Origin of the sequence: Vibrio toranzoniae (assembly GCF_024347655.1) — a bacterium.
Lineage (GTDB): Bacteria > Pseudomonadota > Gammaproteobacteria > Enterobacterales > Vibrionaceae > Vibrio > Vibrio toranzoniae.
In genome coordinates this window covers 622535-640781 of sequence record NZ_AP025515.1, presented here as the reverse complement: position 1 = coordinate 640781, position 18247 = coordinate 622535, and the positions used below count along the sequence as shown (strand labels likewise).

At 44.1% G+C, this 18247-nt stretch carries 16 protein-coding genes; 11 read left to right on the top strand and 5 right to left on the bottom strand.

The window, feature by feature from the left end:
- Position 1: 1 nt before the first annotated feature.
- The 7 genes from dgcA to phnE (OCU50_RS17250) all read left to right on the top strand — a co-directional run bounded on the left by dgcA (position 2) and on the right by phnE (OCU50_RS17250) (position 8894).
- Positions 2 to 988, top strand: coding sequence for an N-acetyl-D-Glu racemase DgcA (gene dgcA, locus OCU50_RS17280; RefSeq protein ID WP_060468957.1), 987 nt, complete (start codon positions 2 to 4; stop codon positions 986 to 988).
- A 381-nt stretch (positions 989 to 1369) separates the two neighbouring features.
- Complete coding sequence (locus tag OCU50_RS17275; RefSeq protein ID WP_060468956.1) at positions 1370 to 3343, top strand: sensor histidine kinase; 1974 nt, start codon at positions 1370 to 1372, stop codon at positions 3341 to 3343.
- On the top strand, positions 3340 to 4692 hold the full coding sequence (locus tag OCU50_RS17270; RefSeq protein ID WP_060468955.1) for a sigma-54-dependent transcriptional regulator: 1353 nt from the start codon (positions 3340 to 3342) through the stop codon (positions 4690 to 4692). Before OCU50_RS17275 ends, OCU50_RS17270 begins: the two co-directional genes overlap by 4 nt.
- Before the next feature lie 596 nt (positions 4693 to 5288).
- Positions 5289 to 6329 carry a phosphate/phosphite/phosphonate ABC transporter substrate-binding protein gene (phnD, locus tag OCU50_RS17265; protein ID WP_060468954.1) on the top strand — a complete coding sequence of 347 codons (1041 nt, stop codon included), beginning with the start codon at positions 5289 to 5291 and terminating at the stop codon, positions 6327 to 6329.
- 161 nt (positions 6330 to 6490) lie between these two features.
- Positions 6491 to 7261, top strand: a complete 771-nt coding sequence (gene phnC / locus OCU50_RS17260; RefSeq protein ID WP_060468953.1) for a phosphonate ABC transporter ATP-binding protein — start codon at positions 6491 to 6493, stop codon at positions 7259 to 7261.
- Entirely contained in the window at positions 7249 to 8091 is an 843-nt protein-coding gene (gene phnE / locus OCU50_RS17255; protein ID WP_060468952.1) for a phosphonate ABC transporter, permease protein PhnE, read from the top strand. The genes phnC and phnE (OCU50_RS17255) overlap by 13 nt, the downstream gene beginning before the upstream one ends.
- On the top strand, positions 8091 to 8894 hold the full coding sequence (phnE, locus tag OCU50_RS17250; RefSeq protein ID WP_060468951.1) for a phosphonate ABC transporter, permease protein PhnE: 804 nt from the start codon (positions 8091 to 8093) through the stop codon (positions 8892 to 8894). The genes phnE (OCU50_RS17255) and phnE (OCU50_RS17250) overlap by 1 nt, the downstream gene beginning before the upstream one ends.
- Before the next feature lie 154 nt (positions 8895 to 9048).
- Here the strand turns inward: phnE (OCU50_RS17250) and OCU50_RS17245 are convergent, their stop codons facing one another.
- The 4 genes from OCU50_RS17245 to glgC all read right to left on the bottom strand — a co-directional run bounded on the left by OCU50_RS17245 (position 9049) and on the right by glgC (position 12381).
- Positions 9049 to 9828, bottom strand: coding sequence for an HAD-IIB family hydrolase (locus OCU50_RS17245; RefSeq protein WP_060468950.1), 780 nt, complete (start codon positions 9826 to 9828; stop codon positions 9049 to 9051).
- A gap of 98 nt (positions 9829 to 9926) precedes the next feature.
- Positions 9927 to 10082 (bottom strand): DUF3012 domain-containing protein, encoded by a 156-nt coding sequence (locus tag OCU50_RS17240; protein WP_082710365.1) that lies wholly within the window; start codon positions 10080 to 10082, stop codon positions 9927 to 9929.
- A 301-nt stretch (positions 10083 to 10383) separates the two neighbouring features.
- Entirely contained in the window at positions 10384 to 10740 is a 357-nt protein-coding gene (gene hpf / locus OCU50_RS17235) for a ribosome hibernation-promoting factor, HPF/YfiA family (protein WP_017054839.1), read from the bottom strand.
- 423 nt (positions 10741 to 11163) lie between these two features.
- Positions 11164 to 12381 carry a glucose-1-phosphate adenylyltransferase gene (gene glgC / locus OCU50_RS17230; protein WP_060468949.1) on the bottom strand — a complete coding sequence of 406 codons (1218 nt, stop codon included), beginning with the start codon at positions 12379 to 12381 and terminating at the stop codon, positions 11164 to 11166.
- A gap of 402 nt (positions 12382 to 12783) precedes the next feature.
- Between glgC and ompW the strand changes: the two genes are divergently transcribed.
- Together ompW and OCU50_RS17220 are read left to right on the top strand one after the other, a co-directional pair.
- Positions 12784 to 13437: an outer membrane protein OmpW gene (gene ompW / locus OCU50_RS17225; protein ID WP_017054837.1), complete on the top strand. Its 654-nt coding sequence runs from the start codon at positions 12784 to 12786 to the stop codon at positions 13435 to 13437.
- A 202-nt stretch (positions 13438 to 13639) separates the two neighbouring features.
- Entirely contained in the window at positions 13640 to 15457 is a 1818-nt protein-coding gene (locus OCU50_RS17220; RefSeq protein ID WP_060468948.1) for a choice-of-anchor I family protein, read from the top strand.
- A gap of 109 nt (positions 15458 to 15566) precedes the next feature.
- Here OCU50_RS17220 and OCU50_RS17215 read toward each other — a convergent pair whose 3' ends face one another.
- The gene (locus OCU50_RS17215; protein WP_060468947.1) at positions 15567 to 16286 is read right to left on the bottom strand and encodes an SDR family oxidoreductase; all 720 of its coding nucleotides are present in this window, start codon (positions 16284 to 16286) and stop codon (positions 15567 to 15569) included.
- Between the two features lie 210 nt (positions 16287 to 16496).
- On the opposite strand from OCU50_RS17215, the gene OCU50_RS17210 reads away from it, so the two are divergent.
- Positions 16497 to 17402 carry a LysR family transcriptional regulator gene (locus tag OCU50_RS17210; RefSeq protein WP_060468946.1) on the top strand — a complete coding sequence of 302 codons (906 nt, stop codon included), beginning with the start codon at positions 16497 to 16499 and terminating at the stop codon, positions 17400 to 17402.
- A 161-nt stretch (positions 17403 to 17563) separates the two neighbouring features.
- Positions 17564 to 18217: a cupin domain-containing protein gene (locus OCU50_RS17205; RefSeq protein ID WP_060468945.1), complete on the top strand. Its 654-nt coding sequence runs from the start codon at positions 17564 to 17566 to the stop codon at positions 18215 to 18217.
- Positions 18218 to 18247 lie beyond the last annotated feature (30 nt).

The following is an 18247-nucleotide window of genomic DNA, read 5'->3' as shown; positions in this document are numbered from 1 at the left end:
TATGAAGATTACAGCAGAACCTATTACTATCGCGATGCAGACGCCTTTTCGCATCTCTAGAGGCAGCCGAACAGAGTGTCATGTTGTTCGTGTTTACATTGACCATGATGGCAAGCAAGCTCAAGGTGAGTGCACGCCTTATCCACGTTATGGTGAGTCATCAGAGTCTGTGTTGACGCAAATTAAACAAGCTTCGAGTTCACTTGAAACGGTTTTTGAGCGTGGTATGACCGATCCCGCAGAATTAAGAGATCATCTTCAGTCTTTATTGACAGGAGGGGCTGCGCGTAATGCTATAGATTGTGCACTTTGGGATTTTGAAGCGCAGCAGAATGAACAGATATTCCCGAATAACTTATTTGAGTTACCTGCGCAAATTGTTACCGCAATGACGGTCTCGATTGGCACACCAGAAGCGATGGCAACACAAGCTCGTGATTATGTTGCGAATGGTGCGAAATTACTGAAAGTGAAGCTTGACGGCGAGCAAGTGGTAGAGCGTGTTCGCGCAGTGCGAGAAGCCGCGGCAGATGTCCAAATTGTACTGGATGCCAATGAAGCGTGGACAGGATTGAATCTCGAAGAGTTGTTTAATCAACTGACAGAGTTTGATATTGCGATGATCGAACAGCCGTTACCACAACAGCACGATGCGTCACTGGCACACATCAAGCACCCGATCCCACTGTGTGCTGATGAAAGCTGTCATACCACTTCTCAGATCTCATCGCTGTTGGGTAAGTATGAAATGGTCAACATCAAGCTTGATAAAACCGGTGGTTTAACAGAGGCCTTGGCGCTTGCAGAAGAAGCTCAAAGGCTCGGCTTTACTCTGATGTCTGGTTGTATGCTTGGTACATCGTTGGCGATGCGTGCAGCGCTGCCTATTGCAGTTCAATCTGAGATTGTCGACCTTGATGGCCCAGTCTTACTTGGCCAAGACGTTTCTCCTGCTCTGACTTATCGAGATGGGATGATCATTCTCTAAGCTCATTGAGCTTCGGGTTAGTCGATGGGTATGACATCAATGAAATCGCATGAGTGAAAGCTTGTGCGATTTTTTGTATCGATAAATCTTAACTGACTAATAATATTCGACTTTTATTACTTGGCTGAGAGTGATGCATTCACTTATTTAGCTTGGTATTGATAAAGTAATCACGTTTCTGTCGGTGCGGTCACTTTCTATTATCGCAAAACAGACAGCTCAAGCTTCATAAAACAATTGTTATGATATCTTATCTGAAATGTTAATGATTACTCTTCATTTAATAGCTTCACTAAAGCTATTCGATGCGAGGTTGAGTAAGGCGTCGCCCTAACTATCTGAATCATTGACCAATGGCTATTGATTCTTAATGAAAAGAGGGTGGAGCGAGTGAACAGTCATATCTCCAAGGTGATAGAAAATAAAGACAGGTTTGAGCGCCCGTTTTCGGTCAAAATTCCACGTCGTAAGTGGTTTGGTTGGAAAGGCATCGAACTGCGCTTGGTGTTGGCATTGGCTATGTTATCGATGACCACCATTTTCCTTTCAGTTGTCTCCAGCTTTACTTTTGACGATCTAAACCAACGCCTTGTTGAGCTAAAAGAGCGAGAAATCCCTGCCTTAGATAATGCTGCTCGCCTTAACGACATGGTACGAGTGATTATCACGAAGTCATCTCAACTTGGTGACGCTGAATCGAATTTAGAGCGCAAACAGGCGATGCTAAAAATCGAAGACGCTATTTCCGTGATGAATAGCGTTATGGTTCAGTTCCCTGACTATCATGCCTATTTTAAAGATCTTATTGCCCAAGTTAATAACAGCCTTAGCTTGTTGTATCAAAGTGAGATTGAGTCAGAACAGCTCAATCAAGAACTTCGTAATTTGCTCGAAGGTTTTTATCCTCTACTGCAGCAGGCCAGTGATTCAATTGATAACTTACCTCAATCAGCCAAAGATCAAATTCAGTACACACAGCTAAAATCTCTGCTTTATTACCAATTAGGCTTAGTCGAGAAGCTGTATAACGACTCAAGCTTTAATGAGTTGGATTACACCAGTTACCGCTTGGAACAGGTTGGTGAAGAATGGTGGAAACTTTGGGTTAGTGGTGATTTACGAAGCGATTTTCCTGAATTAGATCATCAACTCACGGTGATTTATAACCTCGCCTCAAGCGATAGCAGCTTATATGGATTAAAAAACAAAGCGCTTGATCATCTCTATCAAGAACAATACTTTCTGCAAAACAGCCGTGAACATTTGAATCAGTTAACCGTGCAGATCGAAAGCAACACCAGCAAGGTGAACAGCAATATTGACCAATCGATTCAGCAAGCGCAGCTGTCTTTACAATCGAACCAACAACTCTCTCTTTTTCTTTCTCTGTTTAGCGTGTTGGCGGCCGCTGCTATTTCATGGTTCTACGTGCGTAAAAGCATTCTAGAAAGGCTTTTGCAGCTTAAAGACAATATGTTCGCGATTTCTACGGGACATTTAGATACCGAAGTCTCGATTCGCGGCAAAGACGAAGTGACACAAATGGCTAAGTATTTAAAAGTATTCCAGACCACGGCCAAAATCGTCAAGCAAACCAATCGCAAATTAGAGGCAGAAGTTGAAGAACGCACCTTAGCCGAAGCCAAATTGAGAGTGACCCAAGACGAATTGGTCCAAGCCGGAAAACTGGCTGCGTTGGGGCAATTAAGTGTCGGGATCACACACGAGATCAACCAACCATTAACGGCCGTAAATAGTCACGTTCGCAGTGCGCAGCTTTGGATCGACAAGCAAAGGCCAGAACGAGCGCAAGAGAATCTGAAGAAAATAGAAGTGCTGTTAGAGAAAGTGGCAGCGATTACTCGTCACTTGAAAGCCTTTTCGCGTAAGAGCGACGGCAAGATTGAGAACGTAGAACTGCAGAAAGTGATTGGTGATGCGATTGATCTGTTTGAAACCAGGCAGACCAAAGTGTCGATTCAGTTCTCACCGAAAAATAGCCTGATGGTTCGAGCTAACAGTATTCGCTTAGAGCAGGTATTGGTTAATTTGATCAGTAACGCTTTGGATGCCGTTGAACACAAAGAGCAACCTCAACTCAGAATTTCTACGCACGAGCTCTCACATACTATTCAGATCTCAGTTAATGACAACGGCTCAGGTATTTCTGAAGAGGATATACCGCATCTGTTCGACCCCTTTTATACCCGTAAAACAACAGGCAAAGGGCTTGGGCTCGGCTTATCTATCGCATACAACATAATAAAAGACTTTGGTGGCTCAATTCACGTGGAATCGGTTGAACACCAAGGCACCACTTTTATCGTCACTTTACTAAAAGGCACAGACTCATGACTTCAGATAAACATATAGTTCTTATCGACGATGAAATCGATGTTGTCGACGCTGTGAGTGAAATGTTGGAGCTAGAAGGGTTTAGCGTGACTACTTTTACTGATCCTAACCTTGGTCTTAAATCGCTCAAAGCAAACAGTCAGTCGGTTGTATTGTGTGATGTACGAATGCCACAAGTGGATGGACTGACTCTGTTAAGTTCAATTCAACACCGAGCGGCCAATGTTCCTGTATTGTTAATGAGTGGCCACGGTGATATTCCGATGGCAATAGAAGCGATGAAGCTGGGTGCTTTCGATTTTTTAGAAAAACCACTCAATGCCAGCGAGCTGGTGGAAAAGCTCGATCTCGCATTGACACAATGTCAGCACAATTGCCCTTTAACCTCGGACGGCGATGAGCAAGAGGAGTTACCGATTGAATCTGTGGTTATCGGCCAATCAAAAGCGATGGATACGATACGTAAGCAAGTGCTCGCTTTGGCGCATACTGGCGTTGATACCATTATCAACGGAGAAACGGGAACGGGCAAAGAGGTGATAGCTCGCGCGTTGCATCAATTTAGCCGTCGTAAGGCGAAGCCCTTTGTCGCGATCAACTGTGGCGGCATGACTGAAAGCATTATCGAAAGTGAGTTGTTTGGTCATGAAGCGGGCTCGTTTACTAGCGCGAATAAGAAGCGTATTGGCAAAATAGAACAAGCCAATGGCGGTACGCTGTTTCTTGATGAAATAGAGAGCATGCCAATTACGGTACAAATCAAACTGCTACGAGTGATTCAAGAGCGAATGATCGAGCGTGTTGGCGGCAATGAACTCATACCCGTCGATATTGTGGTGGTCGCAGCCAGTAAAGCCGATCTTGTGAGCTTGAGTGAATTAGGGGAGTTCAGAGCCGATCTCTTTTATCGTCTTAATATCGCGAGCTTAAACCTTCCGGCACTGCGCCAACGAAAAGAAGACATTCAGGTGCTGTTTCGCCACTTTGTGATTCAAGCGAGCCACAAATACAAGACGCGCCCATCGACGATTTACCCCGAGCAGATACAGCAGCTATGCCGACATGAATGGCCGGGTAATGTGCGTGAATTACGCAATGTCGCTGATCGGTTTGTGTTGGGTATCGTCGGTGATGGCTTCGATCTTCAATCGCCAATTTGTGAAACGTCCGGAGAAGACTTTGCCTTTGAAAAGCAGATGGAGCAGTACGAGAGAAATGTACTGACCGAAGCGTTGATAGAAAGCGCAGGTAATATTAACGAGGTATCGAGTAAGCTGAATTTACCGCGTAAAACCCTTTATCGAAAAATGAAGAAACACCAGTTGGATAAAGATAGCTTTAAGGCTTAATTCGTTCAGGTGTTTGTTCAATGGAAAAGCAAACCAAAGCCAAAAGAAAAAGTACAAGACAACAATGACCCATTTGGTTTTTAGTCGAATGGCTAACTGTTTCAAGTGGTTGTAATAAAAGGACTTTAGTATTTGGTGCAAAGCGTGCAATCCCTACATTGTGGCGTCAGTCCACATGAGGTTATTCGGTTTTGAGTCAAAAAACATGACAGTTATCCAACACTGAATGATCGAATAAAGGACATTAGAAAAATAATTGCTTGTTGCAAGGAGATACAAACATGAAGCAAATACTGAAAGGTTCGATTGCTCTGATACTAGGCGTTGATTTTGACTGTTGATAGTTAATCGCTCTGCCAAATAATAAGAGAAAAAGCAGTGAACCAAAGAGCCTTCGGGCTCTTTTTTTACCACTGAAATTGGGCGGGACAGAAATGACCCAAATGATGAGTTTTTCGTTGGACATAAATGACTCAAAGGATATTAGTTATTTTGGGTTTTGTTGTAAGTTGTTGAAATTTAATTAATAAAAACATGGCATAAAGGCTGCAATAGTGAAGGTGACTTTCAACAATAAGTAAAAGTAAGGTTTGAATATGAAAATCAGTGTTAAAGGACTGTTAATCGCTAGCTCATTACTACTTCCTTCAATGGCTATGGCAAGCGACTGCTCTAGTCGTGGTGTGTTAGACGATCGATACTGTGATGAAAACCAAGATTTGGTCGCCGATTCGCCAAAGAATCCAGATGAGTGGAACGACCCAAGTACGCTTGTGTTTACTTACACACCGGTAGAAGACCCTGCGTTATACAAAGATGCGTTCGCGGATTTTCAAGCTCACCTAAGCAAAATTACGGGTAAGCGAGTAATCTATTACACAGTGCACTCGAACTCTGCACAAGTAGAAGCGATGCGCTCTGGTCGACTACACGTTGCGGGTTTCTCTACGGGCCCAACAGGCTACGCCGTTAACCTAGCAGGTTACGTTCCAATTGCGGTCAAAGGCGATGAGTCTGGTTTCCAAGGCTACAACCTGATCACCATTGTGCGTAAAGACAGCGGCATTAATACAATGACTGATCTGAAAGGCAAAAAGGTTGCACATACTTCTGCATCTTCCAACTCTGGCAACCTAGCTCCACGTGCGTTATTCCCTGCGAAAGGTCTAGTGCCAGATGAAGATTACAAAGTGCTTTACTCGGGTAAACATGACCAATCTATTTTAGGTGTTTTCAACGGAGACTATGATGCGGCACCTGTGGCATCTGATGTTTATGATCGTATGGTCGCAGCAGGTCGTGTCGACGACTCTGAATTGAAGATAATCTACCGAAGCCCACGCTTCCCAACGTCTGCTTTCGGCTACGCATATAACCTAAAACCAGAGCTTGTTGAGAAGATCAACGAGGCTTTCTTTAGCTACCGCTTTACACCAGAAATGAGCGCATCGTTTAAAGGTGCTGACCGTTTCTCTCCAATCAGTTACAAAGAAGAGTGGGATGTAATTCGTGATATCGCTCATGCGACAGGTACGGCTTACACCAAAACTGGCTTGAAGAAACTGGCTGAAAAAGATGCGGCTAAACGTGCAAAGAAAAAAGCAGCTGAGCTAGCAAAACAAGCGAACAACGGCTAGCGCTCTGTTCTTTAAGAATATTAGGTTTCTCGAGACTTCGCTCTCTCTGAAGGCGTAGCTTTCTCGCAAGACCTAGCTCTCAGAATACTTACCTCACCTAACAATCTATGCCCTCGCGGGTAGGGCATAGATCATTTAAAATTCGCAAAAGGAAATGCAGTATGGCCGTAGCAAGCTATGAAGGAATAAAGATAAACAACCTTTTCCACGAATACGTGGCAGGCAAGCCAATCCTTAAAGGCATTAATATTGATATCGATGAGCCTGGTATCATCGCGATCATTGGTCCATCCGGTACCGGTAAAAGTACGCTTCTGCGCTGTATCAACCGTCTCAACGATCCAAGCCAAGGTGAGATCATTTTTGATGGCGCTGACCTGACTCAATTAAAAGGCCAAGCGCTACGTAAACAGCGTCGACACATCGGCATGGTGTTCCAAGAATATAACCTTGTGGAACGCTTAACGGTTATTGAGAACGTGTTGAGTGGCCGTTTAGGTTACATGACAGCCTGGAATGCGTGGCGTCGTAACTACTCCTCACAAGATTTAGCAAAAGCTTTCGAGTTACTTGAATTTGTAGGCCTACAAGACTTTGCAAACCAACGTGCCGACAGTTTGTCGGGTGGGCAAAGGCAGCGTGTTGGTATCGCTCGAGCGGTGATGCAAGACCCATATATCTTATTGGCTGACGAACCGACGTCATCACTTGATCCAAAGACTGCGGTTGAGATCATGGAGCTCATGGAAACCTTCGCCAAGCAGAAGAACATCCCTGTGTTGGTTAATATCCACGATGTGAACTTAGCCAAGCGTTACGCCAAGCGCATCATCGGAATGTGTAACGGCAAGGTGCATTATGACGGCAACCCTGAAGGCATCTCAGAAGAAGACCTAAAAATCATTTACGGGGGTGAGTCATGGCTGGATTAAACCCAAGTTCTTCAACAAGTGCATCGTCAACAAGCGAATCTTCGTCAGCGAGTTCAATTTCGAAGCACGAAAATCCGTTCAGAACCTCATGGACTAACCGAGCAATCATCGCTGCGATAGTTGCTTATCTGTTTTATAGCTTTTCGACGTTAGGGCTGACCTTTGACCGTTTGATCATTGGTTTTGGTGAAAGTGAGCGGTTACTCGCTAGAATGTTTCCGCCTGATTTTTCGCGTACCAGCTTACTATTGAGCGGTTTAGCAGAGAGCTTGCAGATTGCTATTATCTCTAGCTTCTTTGGTATCGTCATTTCTCTGTTTCTAGGCTTGTTAGCCGCGAGAAACATGATGCCTTCAATCGTGTCGACGCCAATACGCTGCTTCATTGCACTATGTCGTTCTTTTCATCCGGTGATCATCGCAATTCTATTCGTGAAAGCGGTGGGCTTTGGTGCCTTGGCCGGGATCCTGACCTTGGTATTCGCATCGATTGGTTTTATTGCCAAGCTGTTTGCAGAAGCGATTGAAGAGATCTCTTTTAAACCAGTTGAAGCGATTAAGGCAACAGGCGCGAGTTTCATTAGTGTCATTTTATATGCGGTGATGCCACAGGTATTCACGCGTTTTATTGGTTTTGCTAGCTACCAGCTGGACTCGAATTTACGTAATTCCACTATGGTGGGTATTGTGGGGGCGGGGGGCCTTGGCGGTACGCTGTTCTCGGCATTCCAGCGTTTTGATTACGATTTTGTCGCCGCTATTTTACTCACCATTATCGCACTGATTCTTGTCGGTGAATTCCTTTCCAATATTGTTAGGAGAATCTTCTAATGACTACTGCATCTATCGATAGAGAGTGGCAACGCTTTACACCCAACGAACGCGTGGCTCGGTTTTCCGTTTACCTTAGCTTAGTGTGTGCCATTGTTTGGTCTTGGCAAACGGTGGAAGTGATTCCTGAGTTCTTATACGACGCGCCAGCGCAGTTTGCTGATATGTTTGAGCGGATGGTGCCAATGGACTATGCCTTCTATCCTGAATCAATCCACGCAGCGATGATTGAAACACTTCACATCGCAACATTAGGTACCTTATTTACCTTGATATTTGCGATTCCGTTAGCGTTATTGAATGCGCCAAATATCACACCTAATAAAGCGTTGAACTGGGTTGCGCAATTCTTTCTCGTGTCTTCACGCTCAGTGAATTCATTGGTTTGGGCATTGTTGTTTATCGCACTGTTTGGCCCCGGTGTTCTCGCAGGTATTATGGCGATCGCCATTCGCAGTATCGGCTTTGTAGGGAAGCTGTTAGCGGAAGCGATTGCTGAAGTGAACATGGGGCCTATTGAAGCTCTGCGCGCAACAGGTGCTTCGTGGATGAGTATCTTGCTTAAAGGTTATTGGCCACAAGTGATGCCAGCATTTTACTCAATTGTATTATTCCGGTGGGATATCAATGTGCGTGAATCTGCAGTATTGGGTTTAGTAGGCGCTGGTGGTATTGGTGTGGTGCTCAACGATGCGCAGAATTTGTTTGAATGGCAAAAAGTGTCGATGGTATTAGTGAGTATCTTTGCGGTGGTTATTATTGCTGAAGCTGTAGTGATCCATATCCGTAATAAACTCATATAGACAGTTTATTGTGTGAAAGTTAAGAGCTTATCTAGCATTTTGAAGCTCAAACGACCCTAGGTACTTCGGTCTACCTAGTGGTCGTTTTTTTATGTCTAAAGAGTGGTCTGAGATCTGATTAGAAGGGCGTGATTCATTTTTAAGTGTCTAGCTTTTAACTTTTAATTGCCAATAGCGCATCCACAAATTCTGCAAACCCATAGCCACCCGGCTGCGACATTACCGTACTTGGATGATGATCTAACTTATCCCAATAATGCTTAATGTTTGCCACGCCAACGGTGAGTGGTAGTGATTCGAACATCTGTTGATCGTTCATTGAATCGCCGACATAACAGGCTTGGTTATGGATCTGTTCGATCGATAGGCCTTTATTTGCGAGAAAACGATGCACCGCGTTTTTCTTTGAGTGCTCTCCATACCAAGCATTAATATGAATCGAGCTGGCCGTCGCGTGTGCGCCTAAAGCATGTATTCTCTCAAGTAGCTCTTGCACTATTTCAGGATCAACAGGCTTACGGTTTTGGCCGATATCAATAGCGACCTCACACAAGCGGTAAGGTTGGTCCAAAGTTAGAGATAAGTCTGGGTAATTCAACAAGATCGTTTCGACTTGTTGTTTTAGCTTGGCTTGGTTCTGACGCACTTGTTCTAGCGGTATTTCCGATGAAATCTGTAATGCACCATCTTGCTTCTCTAGCAAGAAAGCGCCATTTTCTCCAAGCACGGCATCGACAGGCCAAAGTTGCGCAATATGATCGCACCAACCAGCACAGGCTCCTGTTACTGCGACCACTTTGATTCCATCGTCTCTCAGCTTCTGTAGCGCAATCAGGGTTTCTGGAGGGAGTGAACCTTGCCAAGTGAGCGTGTCATCGACGTCGGTTAATACCCAGTTGATGTGTTGCCAGTCATTACCTAGTTGGTGTTCCATCCTTAAACTCACTTATTCGATTTTTAGTGCTATATAGAGTGATCAGTTTGTCGTTAAACGCCTTTCGATCTGTATCGTTAATGAACGCTGCGGTGTGTTTAGAAAATACAATACTTGGCAAAGTCACCCGCTTCATTAGCCGTCCAGTCGCCTTTAGGTTTCTCTTTCATATCAGTACACCAAGCTTCACTTCCGACTTCTGTACAAGCCATAATTTGAGTGGATAGAAATAGAAGTAGCGCGATTTTTCTCATAATAAATATCCTTTATTGTCTCTATTACTGCTTATAACTGTACCAAATACTATCCGTTATTGTTATAGCAACCAGTGACTTAAGATTGTTAAAAGTGATGGTGATTTTAGGGTGGGGAAAGAACGAGATGACTAGACCTTTTTATCGCTAAAATCAAAGTTACGGAAAGGTCATTTGAGGCCATAGATCGAAAAAGCCAGCAACATGTGCTGGCTTTGAAAACCTTAGTGCGCTTCTATTAGTTAATGCGCTTCTGTTGGTTCATGCACTTCTATTAGTTAGGTCGCTTCTAATTATAGAGTTATACCAATTTCATCTCTTGGATGATATCTGAAGCAATTTCTGGCTTCGTACTTGTTGGCTTCTCATGCAGGTCTGCTTTCAATTGTCCCTTACGGTTACTCAGGCCCGTTTCAAGTTTCTTGAGTGCTGAAGCGATTGCTGGGTACATAACGTCGCCAGTAGCTTTTGCCGATACACGTACGCCTTCGTAGTTGGTGAACACTTCAACCTGATGCTTGCTGTGCTCTTTTGTAATGATGATGTCGCAGCTAATCAGTGATGGGAAATGGTTAGATATCTTCTCGAATTTTCCTTCGATGTCTTTGCGTGACTCGTCGTTAATTGATACATGATGTGTTTGAACATTTATTTTCATAAATCATACCTTTCCAATGACTGTGTCACTTAAACGTAGCAAACATCGGATAGTTTAACCAACAGCGAAAGCATACATGTGTGATTGACTTCAGTGTTATCAAATAATCTATCCTTGCTCCCTTGAAAGTCCGATTAACTGAACGCATATTATGTTTCGTGTTTTAAAGACATGTTCAAAAATACTTCACTCTTGATGCATTGCTCTAACGTACCTTCCTTGCTTAGTTTTTATCACCCAAATAAAGCATCAATCCAAATATATATTCTAGTGATAAATCTACAAATCACCGCTGACTATTATGTGATGGACGGCACTCATCTTTTCATTCCACAAGGGCTAGTGAGCCGTCAAGTTAGACATAAAATAAGGCAACTCAGAGCTGCCTTTAGATTGAGAAACCTAGTTTCATCATAGGTGTTATTAACTGAATTTGTAAGACGATGGCACTACGATTACACCTAGTTTTGAAATATGAAATCGCTCGGCATCGTCCCTGCTATTAATGCCTATTTGAGTATCATCAGGCACCTTAACGTTCTTATCGATGATGCAGTTTTGAATGTGGCAGTTTTTTCCTATTTCAACATCTTCAAACAGAATACTATCAATCACAATTGCGGCATTACTGACTTTGACCTTAGGAAAGAAGATAGAGTTTTGCGCAGATCCGCCTTCAATTACAACCCCGTTCGCTATCATCGAGTTGATAAATATCCCTTGGTTCCCTTCTACAGAAGCGATGGTTCGCGCTGGTGGTAGCTGCGGTTCGTAGGTACGGATTGCCCAATCAGGTTGATATAAATCGATAGGGGAAATTGGTTTTAGCAAGTCCATATTGGCTTGGTAATAGGAGTCTAGGGTTCCAACATCTCTCCAATAGGCGTCTTGAGTGACTCGGCCTTCTGTATCTCCAAACTTATAGGCGTAAACACTGTTATTTCCAACTAACTTAGGAATGATGTCTTTACCAAAATCGTGGCTTGAACTCGGGTCTTCAGCATCAGCCAGTAGTGCTTGTGTTAGCACCTCTTTATCAAAGACGTAAATACCCATTGAAGCCATGCTTCGAGTCGGCCTACCGGGTACACATGCTGGGTAACGTGGCTTTTCGGTAAAGTTATTGATCTCGAGAGATTCGTCTATCTCCATCACACCAAACTCTTTGGCTTCATCAATCGAAACTTCCATGCACGCCACGGTTAAGTCGGCCTCGTTCGTTTTGTGTTGCTTGAGCATTGGGGCGTAATCCATGCGATAGATATGATCGCCAGATAACACCACCACATGCTTGGCTTCACTGCGAGACAGCAAATACAAGTTTTGATAAATAGCATCGGCCGTGCCGCTATACCAGCTATCACCTGTTCGCATTTGTGGGGGAACATTGGTGATGTATTCGCCGAGCTCAGGGTTTAGTACCGACCAACCATCACGTAAGTGTTTTTGCAAAGAGTGAGACTTGTACTGAGTGAGCACCAGAATTTGGCGGAGCCCAGAATGCAGGCAGTTCGCGAGCGTGAAATCGATGATTCGATATTTGCCACCAAACGGTACCGCAGGTTTTGCGCGGTTATCGGTGAGGGGAGAAAGTCGAGAACCAACACCGCCGGCCAGAACGATTGTTAGAGTGTCTTGCATGGTGAGAACCTCAATGTATTTATGATTATGAACATACACTTGCAAGCACTAAGCCAAATGTAACTCATTGAATATTAATCAAGGTTTGAGTTAACGGTGTGGTGCTGCACCAAATTGATGCGTGTGAGATGTTGGCTTGCTCTGTTTTGGCGCAAATAGATCGAAGTAAAGCTAAGGTGTAGTGTTTAAAGGAGTGACGCACGGAAAATATGCATTACAAAACTGTCAATAAAATGAGGAAATAAAGTGATCGAGTCGATATAAATTTACACAAATAACCATAACCTTTCACAAATTGATTTCCATCAATAAAGTAGGGTTACTCTATGCTACCTTGCACGCAAAATAAGAAATGATTACTCATTCACCAATAAAGAATTAAGCCCTAAAAAGGAAATAATAATGAAAAAAACAGTATGTGGTATTGCGGTTATTGCGGCTCTTTTGTCAACCAATGTTCTTGCTCATAAAGAAGGTGATTTCATCATCCGTGCTGGTGCAGCAACAGTATCTCCAAATGACAGCAGTGGCGCTGTTCTTGACAATTCAGACCTAGAGTTTTCAGTTGATTCAGATACTCAGCTTGGTTTAACTTTCGGCTACATGTTTACTGATAACCTTAGTTTTGAAGTATTAGCAGCGAGTCCATTCTCACACAATATCTCCGTCAATGGTTTAGGTAAAGTTGCCGACACTAAACAGCTACCGCCAATGTTTATGGTTCAATACTACTTCGGTGAAGCGAACAGTGATTTTCGCCCTTACGTAGGTGCAGGTATCAACTACACTGTATTTTTTGATGAAAGTTTGAATAGTACGGGTAAAAGTGCAGGCTTGAGTGACCTATCTCTTGATGATTCTTGGGGCTTAGCGGCTAACATCGGCATTGATTACATGATCAATGAAGATTGGTTTCTAAACGCATCGGTTTGGTATGCAGATATTGGTACAACCGCTAAGTACAAGCAAACAGTCGGTGGAATTACCACACAATACTCCACAGATGTTGATATCGACCCATGGGCATTCATGATTGGCGGTGGTTACAACTTTTAATTAACCTTTGTTAGATGATTCAGAGCGCTCAAGCACCAGCCAGCTTGGGCGTTTTTTTTGCATCCTTGTTAATGAAATTCTTACTTCAACTCACTGTTGTTATGGATAAAAGACACCGATTGTCGTCACCTATTGTTAATAAAAGAGAAAGATAAGTGTCATAACAGCCCTCTATGATCTCGATTCAAATCATGGAGGATATATGAATCGTAAATTTAATAAGCTGACATTATTACTGCCTATCGCGGTAAGTTCTGCTCTAGTAGGGTGTTCTCAATCAACGTCAACATCACCAACGACTGCTACGCCATCTCCAGCGTCAGTTGATGCTTTTAGCCTTCAATGCCAATCCATCCAACAACCAATCGCGAGCGGTGCTGCGGTAACTGGACTTACTTTGGTTGGCCGTTCTATTACTGACGCTCCGTTTGATACTTCTGCAGCCGAAATCGTCAGCTACGATTCATGTACCGATAAGCTTTATGTGGTTAACGCTCAAGCGCAGAAAGTCGATGTTTTATCAATGAACTCGGCTAGCGAACCAACATCTGAGGGCTATATTGATCTTCAATCAGCAGCTGCGGCTTCTGGCATTAATATCGGTGCTGCAAATAGTGTATCGACTCATCAAGGCTTAGTTGCGGTCGCAATTGAAAACGCCGACAAGCAACAAAACGGCATCATTGCACTTTATCGTTCAGACACGTTAGAGCTGCTCACTACTTATACGGCTGGTGCATTACCGGACATGGTGAGCTTTTCTAAGGACGGTCGTTACATTGCATCTGCAAACGAAGGTGAGCCGAATGCGGATTACAGCATTGATCCTGAAGGCTCAGTGACACTGGTTGATTTAACCAACGGTCCTTTGCAAGCGAAAGTGACTCAAATTGATTTCAAGGCATTCAACCTAGGTCAGCCACGCCACGCAGAATTGACCGAAAAGGTTCGAATCTCAACTCCGAATGCAACCGTTGCCCAAGATCTAGAGCCGGAATACCTAACGTTTGCTGATAACGGAAAACTCTATGTAGCCCTGCAAGAGAACAATGCATTAGCAGCGATTGACGTGGTGAGTGCACAAGTGGATGCGATTCTGGGATTAGGTGGAAAGCCTTGGGATACTGCTCAGTTGGATGCGTCAAATAAAGACAAAAACATAGGTAACCTACAAAGCTACGCAATGTTAGAAGGTCTCTACATGCCAGATAGCATCACTAGCTACAGTGTTGAGGGCAACACCTACATCGTGACTGCAAACGAAGGTGATGGTCGTGAATATGGCATCAAGACCACGCAAAAAATGTGTGATGAGAAAGGTTTTGAGTGGGACGGTGACGATTATCAAGGCACCGAAAACTACACCACAGAAAAAGACTTTTGTATCGCTTATGTCGATGAAGTGCGTGGCAAGAAGCTAGACGTTGACGCGAACCACCCATTGGCTGGAGCACTCAAAGACAATAAGCAACTTGCTCGTCTTAAAGTGATTAAGCCACAAGGAACACTTGCTGCTGACCAAAAAGTTCAAGCATTCGGTAGCCGTTCTTTCTCTATCTGGGATGAGTCTGGCGAATTAGTGTTTGATAGCGGCGATGATTTCGCTCGGATCGTTCTTGATCAAGATCCTGCAAACTTCAACAGCACCAATGATAACAACCAAAGTGGTGACGATCGCAGTGATGATAAAGGGGTTGAGCCTGAAGCTATCGAAGTGGCTGAGATTAACGGTAAGCACTATGCCTTTATTGGTCTTGAACGCCAAGGTGGCATCATGGTTTACGACGTAACACAGCCTAAAACTGCAAGTTTCATCAGCTACTTGAACAACCGAGACTTTACACAACCAGTGTGCACTAAAGTTGATGAAGACGGTGATTGCGACAACGATACTTACAACTCGAAAGCGGGTGACCTAGGCCCAGAGTCAATCAAGTATTTTACTCGCTCTGGTAACCACTTTATTGCGATTGGCAACGAAGTAAGTGGTAGCACATCAGTTTATCGCGTTGAGTTTTAATTACGGTTACTGCTTGTAGCTAGACTCAATAAAAACAAAAGCGCCACTATTGAATAAGTAGTGGCGCTTTCTATTTATGCATCACAAATATATGCGTGATAATTAACTTCTATGGCTGTTGCTTAGTTGGTGCTAGAGCAATCTCACGGATACATACGTTCTGTGGTTGTTGGTAAGCGAATGATACAGCGCGAGCGATATCGTCAGCTGCCAATACGCCACCCATGTCTTCTTTCCAAGAATCGTAACCGTCTTTGATCTCTTGAGATGTAGTGTGGTACAGAAGTTCTGTTTCTACAGCACCCGGTGCGATAGTCGTAACACGAACATTTGACGCCGCCACTTCTTCACGAACGTTTTCAGAAATAGCGTGTACCGCGAACTTAGTACCACAGTAAGCTGCGTGGCTTGGGAATGTTTTCTTACCCGCGATAGAGCTGATGTTGATGATAGTACCTGTGTTACGTTCCATCATCGGAGCAAGTACAGACTGCATGCCGTTCAGAAGACCAATCACGTTCACATCGAACATTGTCTTCCACTCTTGAGCGTCTTGCGTATCGATTTGACCAAGAAGCATTGCACCAGCGTTGTTGATAAGCGCGTCTACAGGGCCAAATTTCTCTTCACCTTGTGCGATTGCTGCATCAAAAGACGCTTTGTCTGTTACGTCTACTTTTACTGATAGAGAGTTTGGTAGGTTCAGAGCTTCAAGGCGGTCAACACGACGAGCTAAAAGTAGAAGAGGGTGACCTTCATCGCTTAGACGACGAGCGATTGCTTCACCAATACCAGAGCTTGCACCTGTAATTACGATTAGTTTTTTCATTTTATTTCCTCTGTACTTTTATTGCGTCGGTTGGCTACGACGTATTGTTTAAGTGCATTCGAATCAAGTGCTTGTTGCCTTGCTTCGTTGCGATGGAGGTATATTAAGGAAAAGAGCATTGTTGATATATAGCGCTTTACTTGAAACACTGTTGCTGTGGTGCAACAATAAAAGCGTCTATCTCATAACTTCATTAGTAAGCTGGCGACTATGCTCAATCAAATTAACCTGTCTGATATTCGCTCCTTCGTGCTGATCGCTCGTTTAGGTAATTTCACCAAAGCGGCTGAGGAGTTGGATGTGTCTCGTTCCCACGTATCACGCCAAGTGAGTAGCCTAGAAAAGCAGATGGGTGTGACACTGTTTATCCGCACCACTCGAACCTTGAGGCTGACTCACGCGGGGCAAGATCTGTACGCGAGATGTGAGCAAGCCCTCGATAACATAGACCAAGCGCTGATTGCTGCGGTTGATGATGTCGAAGAAGTACGTGGCGACATAAAAGTAAACTGTGTCGGCGGTTATCTTGGTGAGGTGATCATCGCGGATCTGGTCAATGAGTTCATGCAGCTCTACCCAGACATCAGCATTAGCCTTGATTTCAGCAGTAACCGAGTGGATTTGATTGAAGATGCTTTCGATATCGCTTTTCGCATGGGAAGCTTAGAAGACGCGGGCTTTATCGCCAGAAAGCTTTTGGACATCGAGATGGGAACACTCGCGAGCCCTGAGTATTTCGCTCGTAAAGGGAAGCCAAATCACCCTAAAGATCTCATCCACCATGACTGCTTAACAGGCTCTGTTCGCAAGTGGAGCTTTCAAGCGCTAGACGACACCAAGAAAACAGTCGATGTGCATGTGACGGGCAGGCTGCAATGTAAAAATGGGCGAGTGTTGGTGCAGGGCGCGAAGTCGGGCAACGGAATTATTCGTGTTCCAACCATCTATTGCTTACAAGAACTGAACGACGGGCAATTGCTGCAAGTGTTTGAAGAATGGGTGGTGCCTAAGGTCGACTTTTCAGCGATCTACCATCGAGACCGCTATCAACCAAGCCGAATTCGAACCTTCATTGATTTCGTAAAAGGTCGCTTTGAACAAACACCAGTGAGCTAAGCGTGTTTGCTGCAACTAATTAAGACTAGACTTTAATATTTATGAGAGAGCTTTATAGGCAACTAGCTGAGAATAGCCCCTCTCGCTCAGTATTCGCGTAGAATAGAAGCTAGAAAGATAATAAGAATAATTAAAACGATAACAAGAGTAAGGTCGCCATTATGTTCAACATGGATTTTTCAAAGAGACTGGTTATTGAAACCGAATCATTAGATTGGATTGCAAGCCATGCCAAAGGGGTTTGGCGCAAGCCGCTTGAAAGAGAAGAGAAAGAATCAGGTCACACAACCAGTGTGGTGAAGTACGATCCTGAATCTTCGTTTTCTGAGCACCCACACCCACAAGGCGAAGAGATCTTCGTATTAGATGGCGTGTTCTCTGATGAAACTGGAGATTTCCCTGCCGGCACTTATATCCGTAATCCCCCGGGCAGTGCGCATTCTCCATCAAGCAAAAATGGCTGCACGATCTTGGTGAAGCTCAACCAGTTTGATGCGAGAGACTTAACTCAAGTTCGTATCAATACTTTAGAAACGGAATGGCTTCCGGGTATTGGTGGTTTACAAGTGATGCCACTGCATGGTTTTGAACACGAAAATGTTGCCTTGGTGAAATGGCCCGTTGGCGAACGTTTTCAGCCGCATCGTCACTTTGGTGGTGAAGAGATCTTTGTGTTGTCTGGCTCCTTTAAAGATGAACATGGCGAGTATCCAAAACACACATGGATGCGCAGCCCGCATATGAGCGAGCATTTCCCTTATGTGGAAGAAGAAACCGTCATCCTAGTGAAAACAGGTCACCTGCCATTGGATTAAAGGAATGCTCAATATAAAGATGAGAAAGCC

Coding starts and splice junctions, on each gene's coding strand:
- dgcA (WP_060468957.1), top strand. CDS start 2: ATGAAGATTACAGCAGAACCTATTACTATCGCGATGCAGACGCCTTTT.
- OCU50_RS17270 (WP_060468955.1), top strand. CDS start 3,340: ATGACTTCAGATAAACATATAGTTCTTATCGACGATGAAATCGATGTT.
- phnD (WP_060468954.1), top strand. CDS start 5,289: ATGAAAATCAGTGTTAAAGGACTGTTAATCGCTAGCTCATTACTACTT.
- phnC (WP_060468953.1), top strand. CDS start 6,491: ATGGCCGTAGCAAGCTATGAAGGAATAAAGATAAACAACCTTTTCCAC.
- phnE (WP_060468952.1), top strand. CDS start 7,249: ATGGCTGGATTAAACCCAAGTTCTTCAACAAGTGCATCGTCAACAAGC.
- phnE (WP_060468951.1), top strand. CDS start 8,091: ATGACTACTGCATCTATCGATAGAGAGTGGCAACGCTTTACACCCAAC.
- OCU50_RS17245 (WP_060468950.1), bottom strand. CDS start 9,828: ATGGAACACCAACTAGGTAATGACTGGCAACACATCAACTGGGTATTA.
- OCU50_RS17240 (WP_082710365.1), bottom strand. CDS start 10,082: ATGAGAAAAATCGCGCTACTTCTATTTCTATCCACTCAAATTATGGCT.
- hpf (WP_017054839.1), bottom strand. CDS start 10,740: ATGAAAATAAATGTTCAAACACATCATGTATCAATTAACGACGAGTCA.
- glgC (WP_060468949.1), bottom strand. CDS start 12,381: ATGCAAGACACTCTAACAATCGTTCTGGCCGGCGGTGTTGGTTCTCGA.
- ompW (WP_017054837.1), top strand. CDS start 12,784: ATGAAAAAAACAGTATGTGGTATTGCGGTTATTGCGGCTCTTTTGTCA.
- OCU50_RS17220 (WP_060468948.1), top strand. CDS start 13,640: ATGAATCGTAAATTTAATAAGCTGACATTATTACTGCCTATCGCGGTA.
- OCU50_RS17215 (WP_060468947.1), bottom strand. CDS start 16,286: ATGAAAAAACTAATCGTAATTACAGGTGCAAGCTCTGGTATTGGTGAA.
- OCU50_RS17210 (WP_060468946.1), top strand. CDS start 16,497: ATGCTCAATCAAATTAACCTGTCTGATATTCGCTCCTTCGTGCTGATC.
- OCU50_RS17205 (WP_060468945.1), top strand. CDS start 17,564: ATGTTCAACATGGATTTTTCAAAGAGACTGGTTATTGAAACCGAATCA.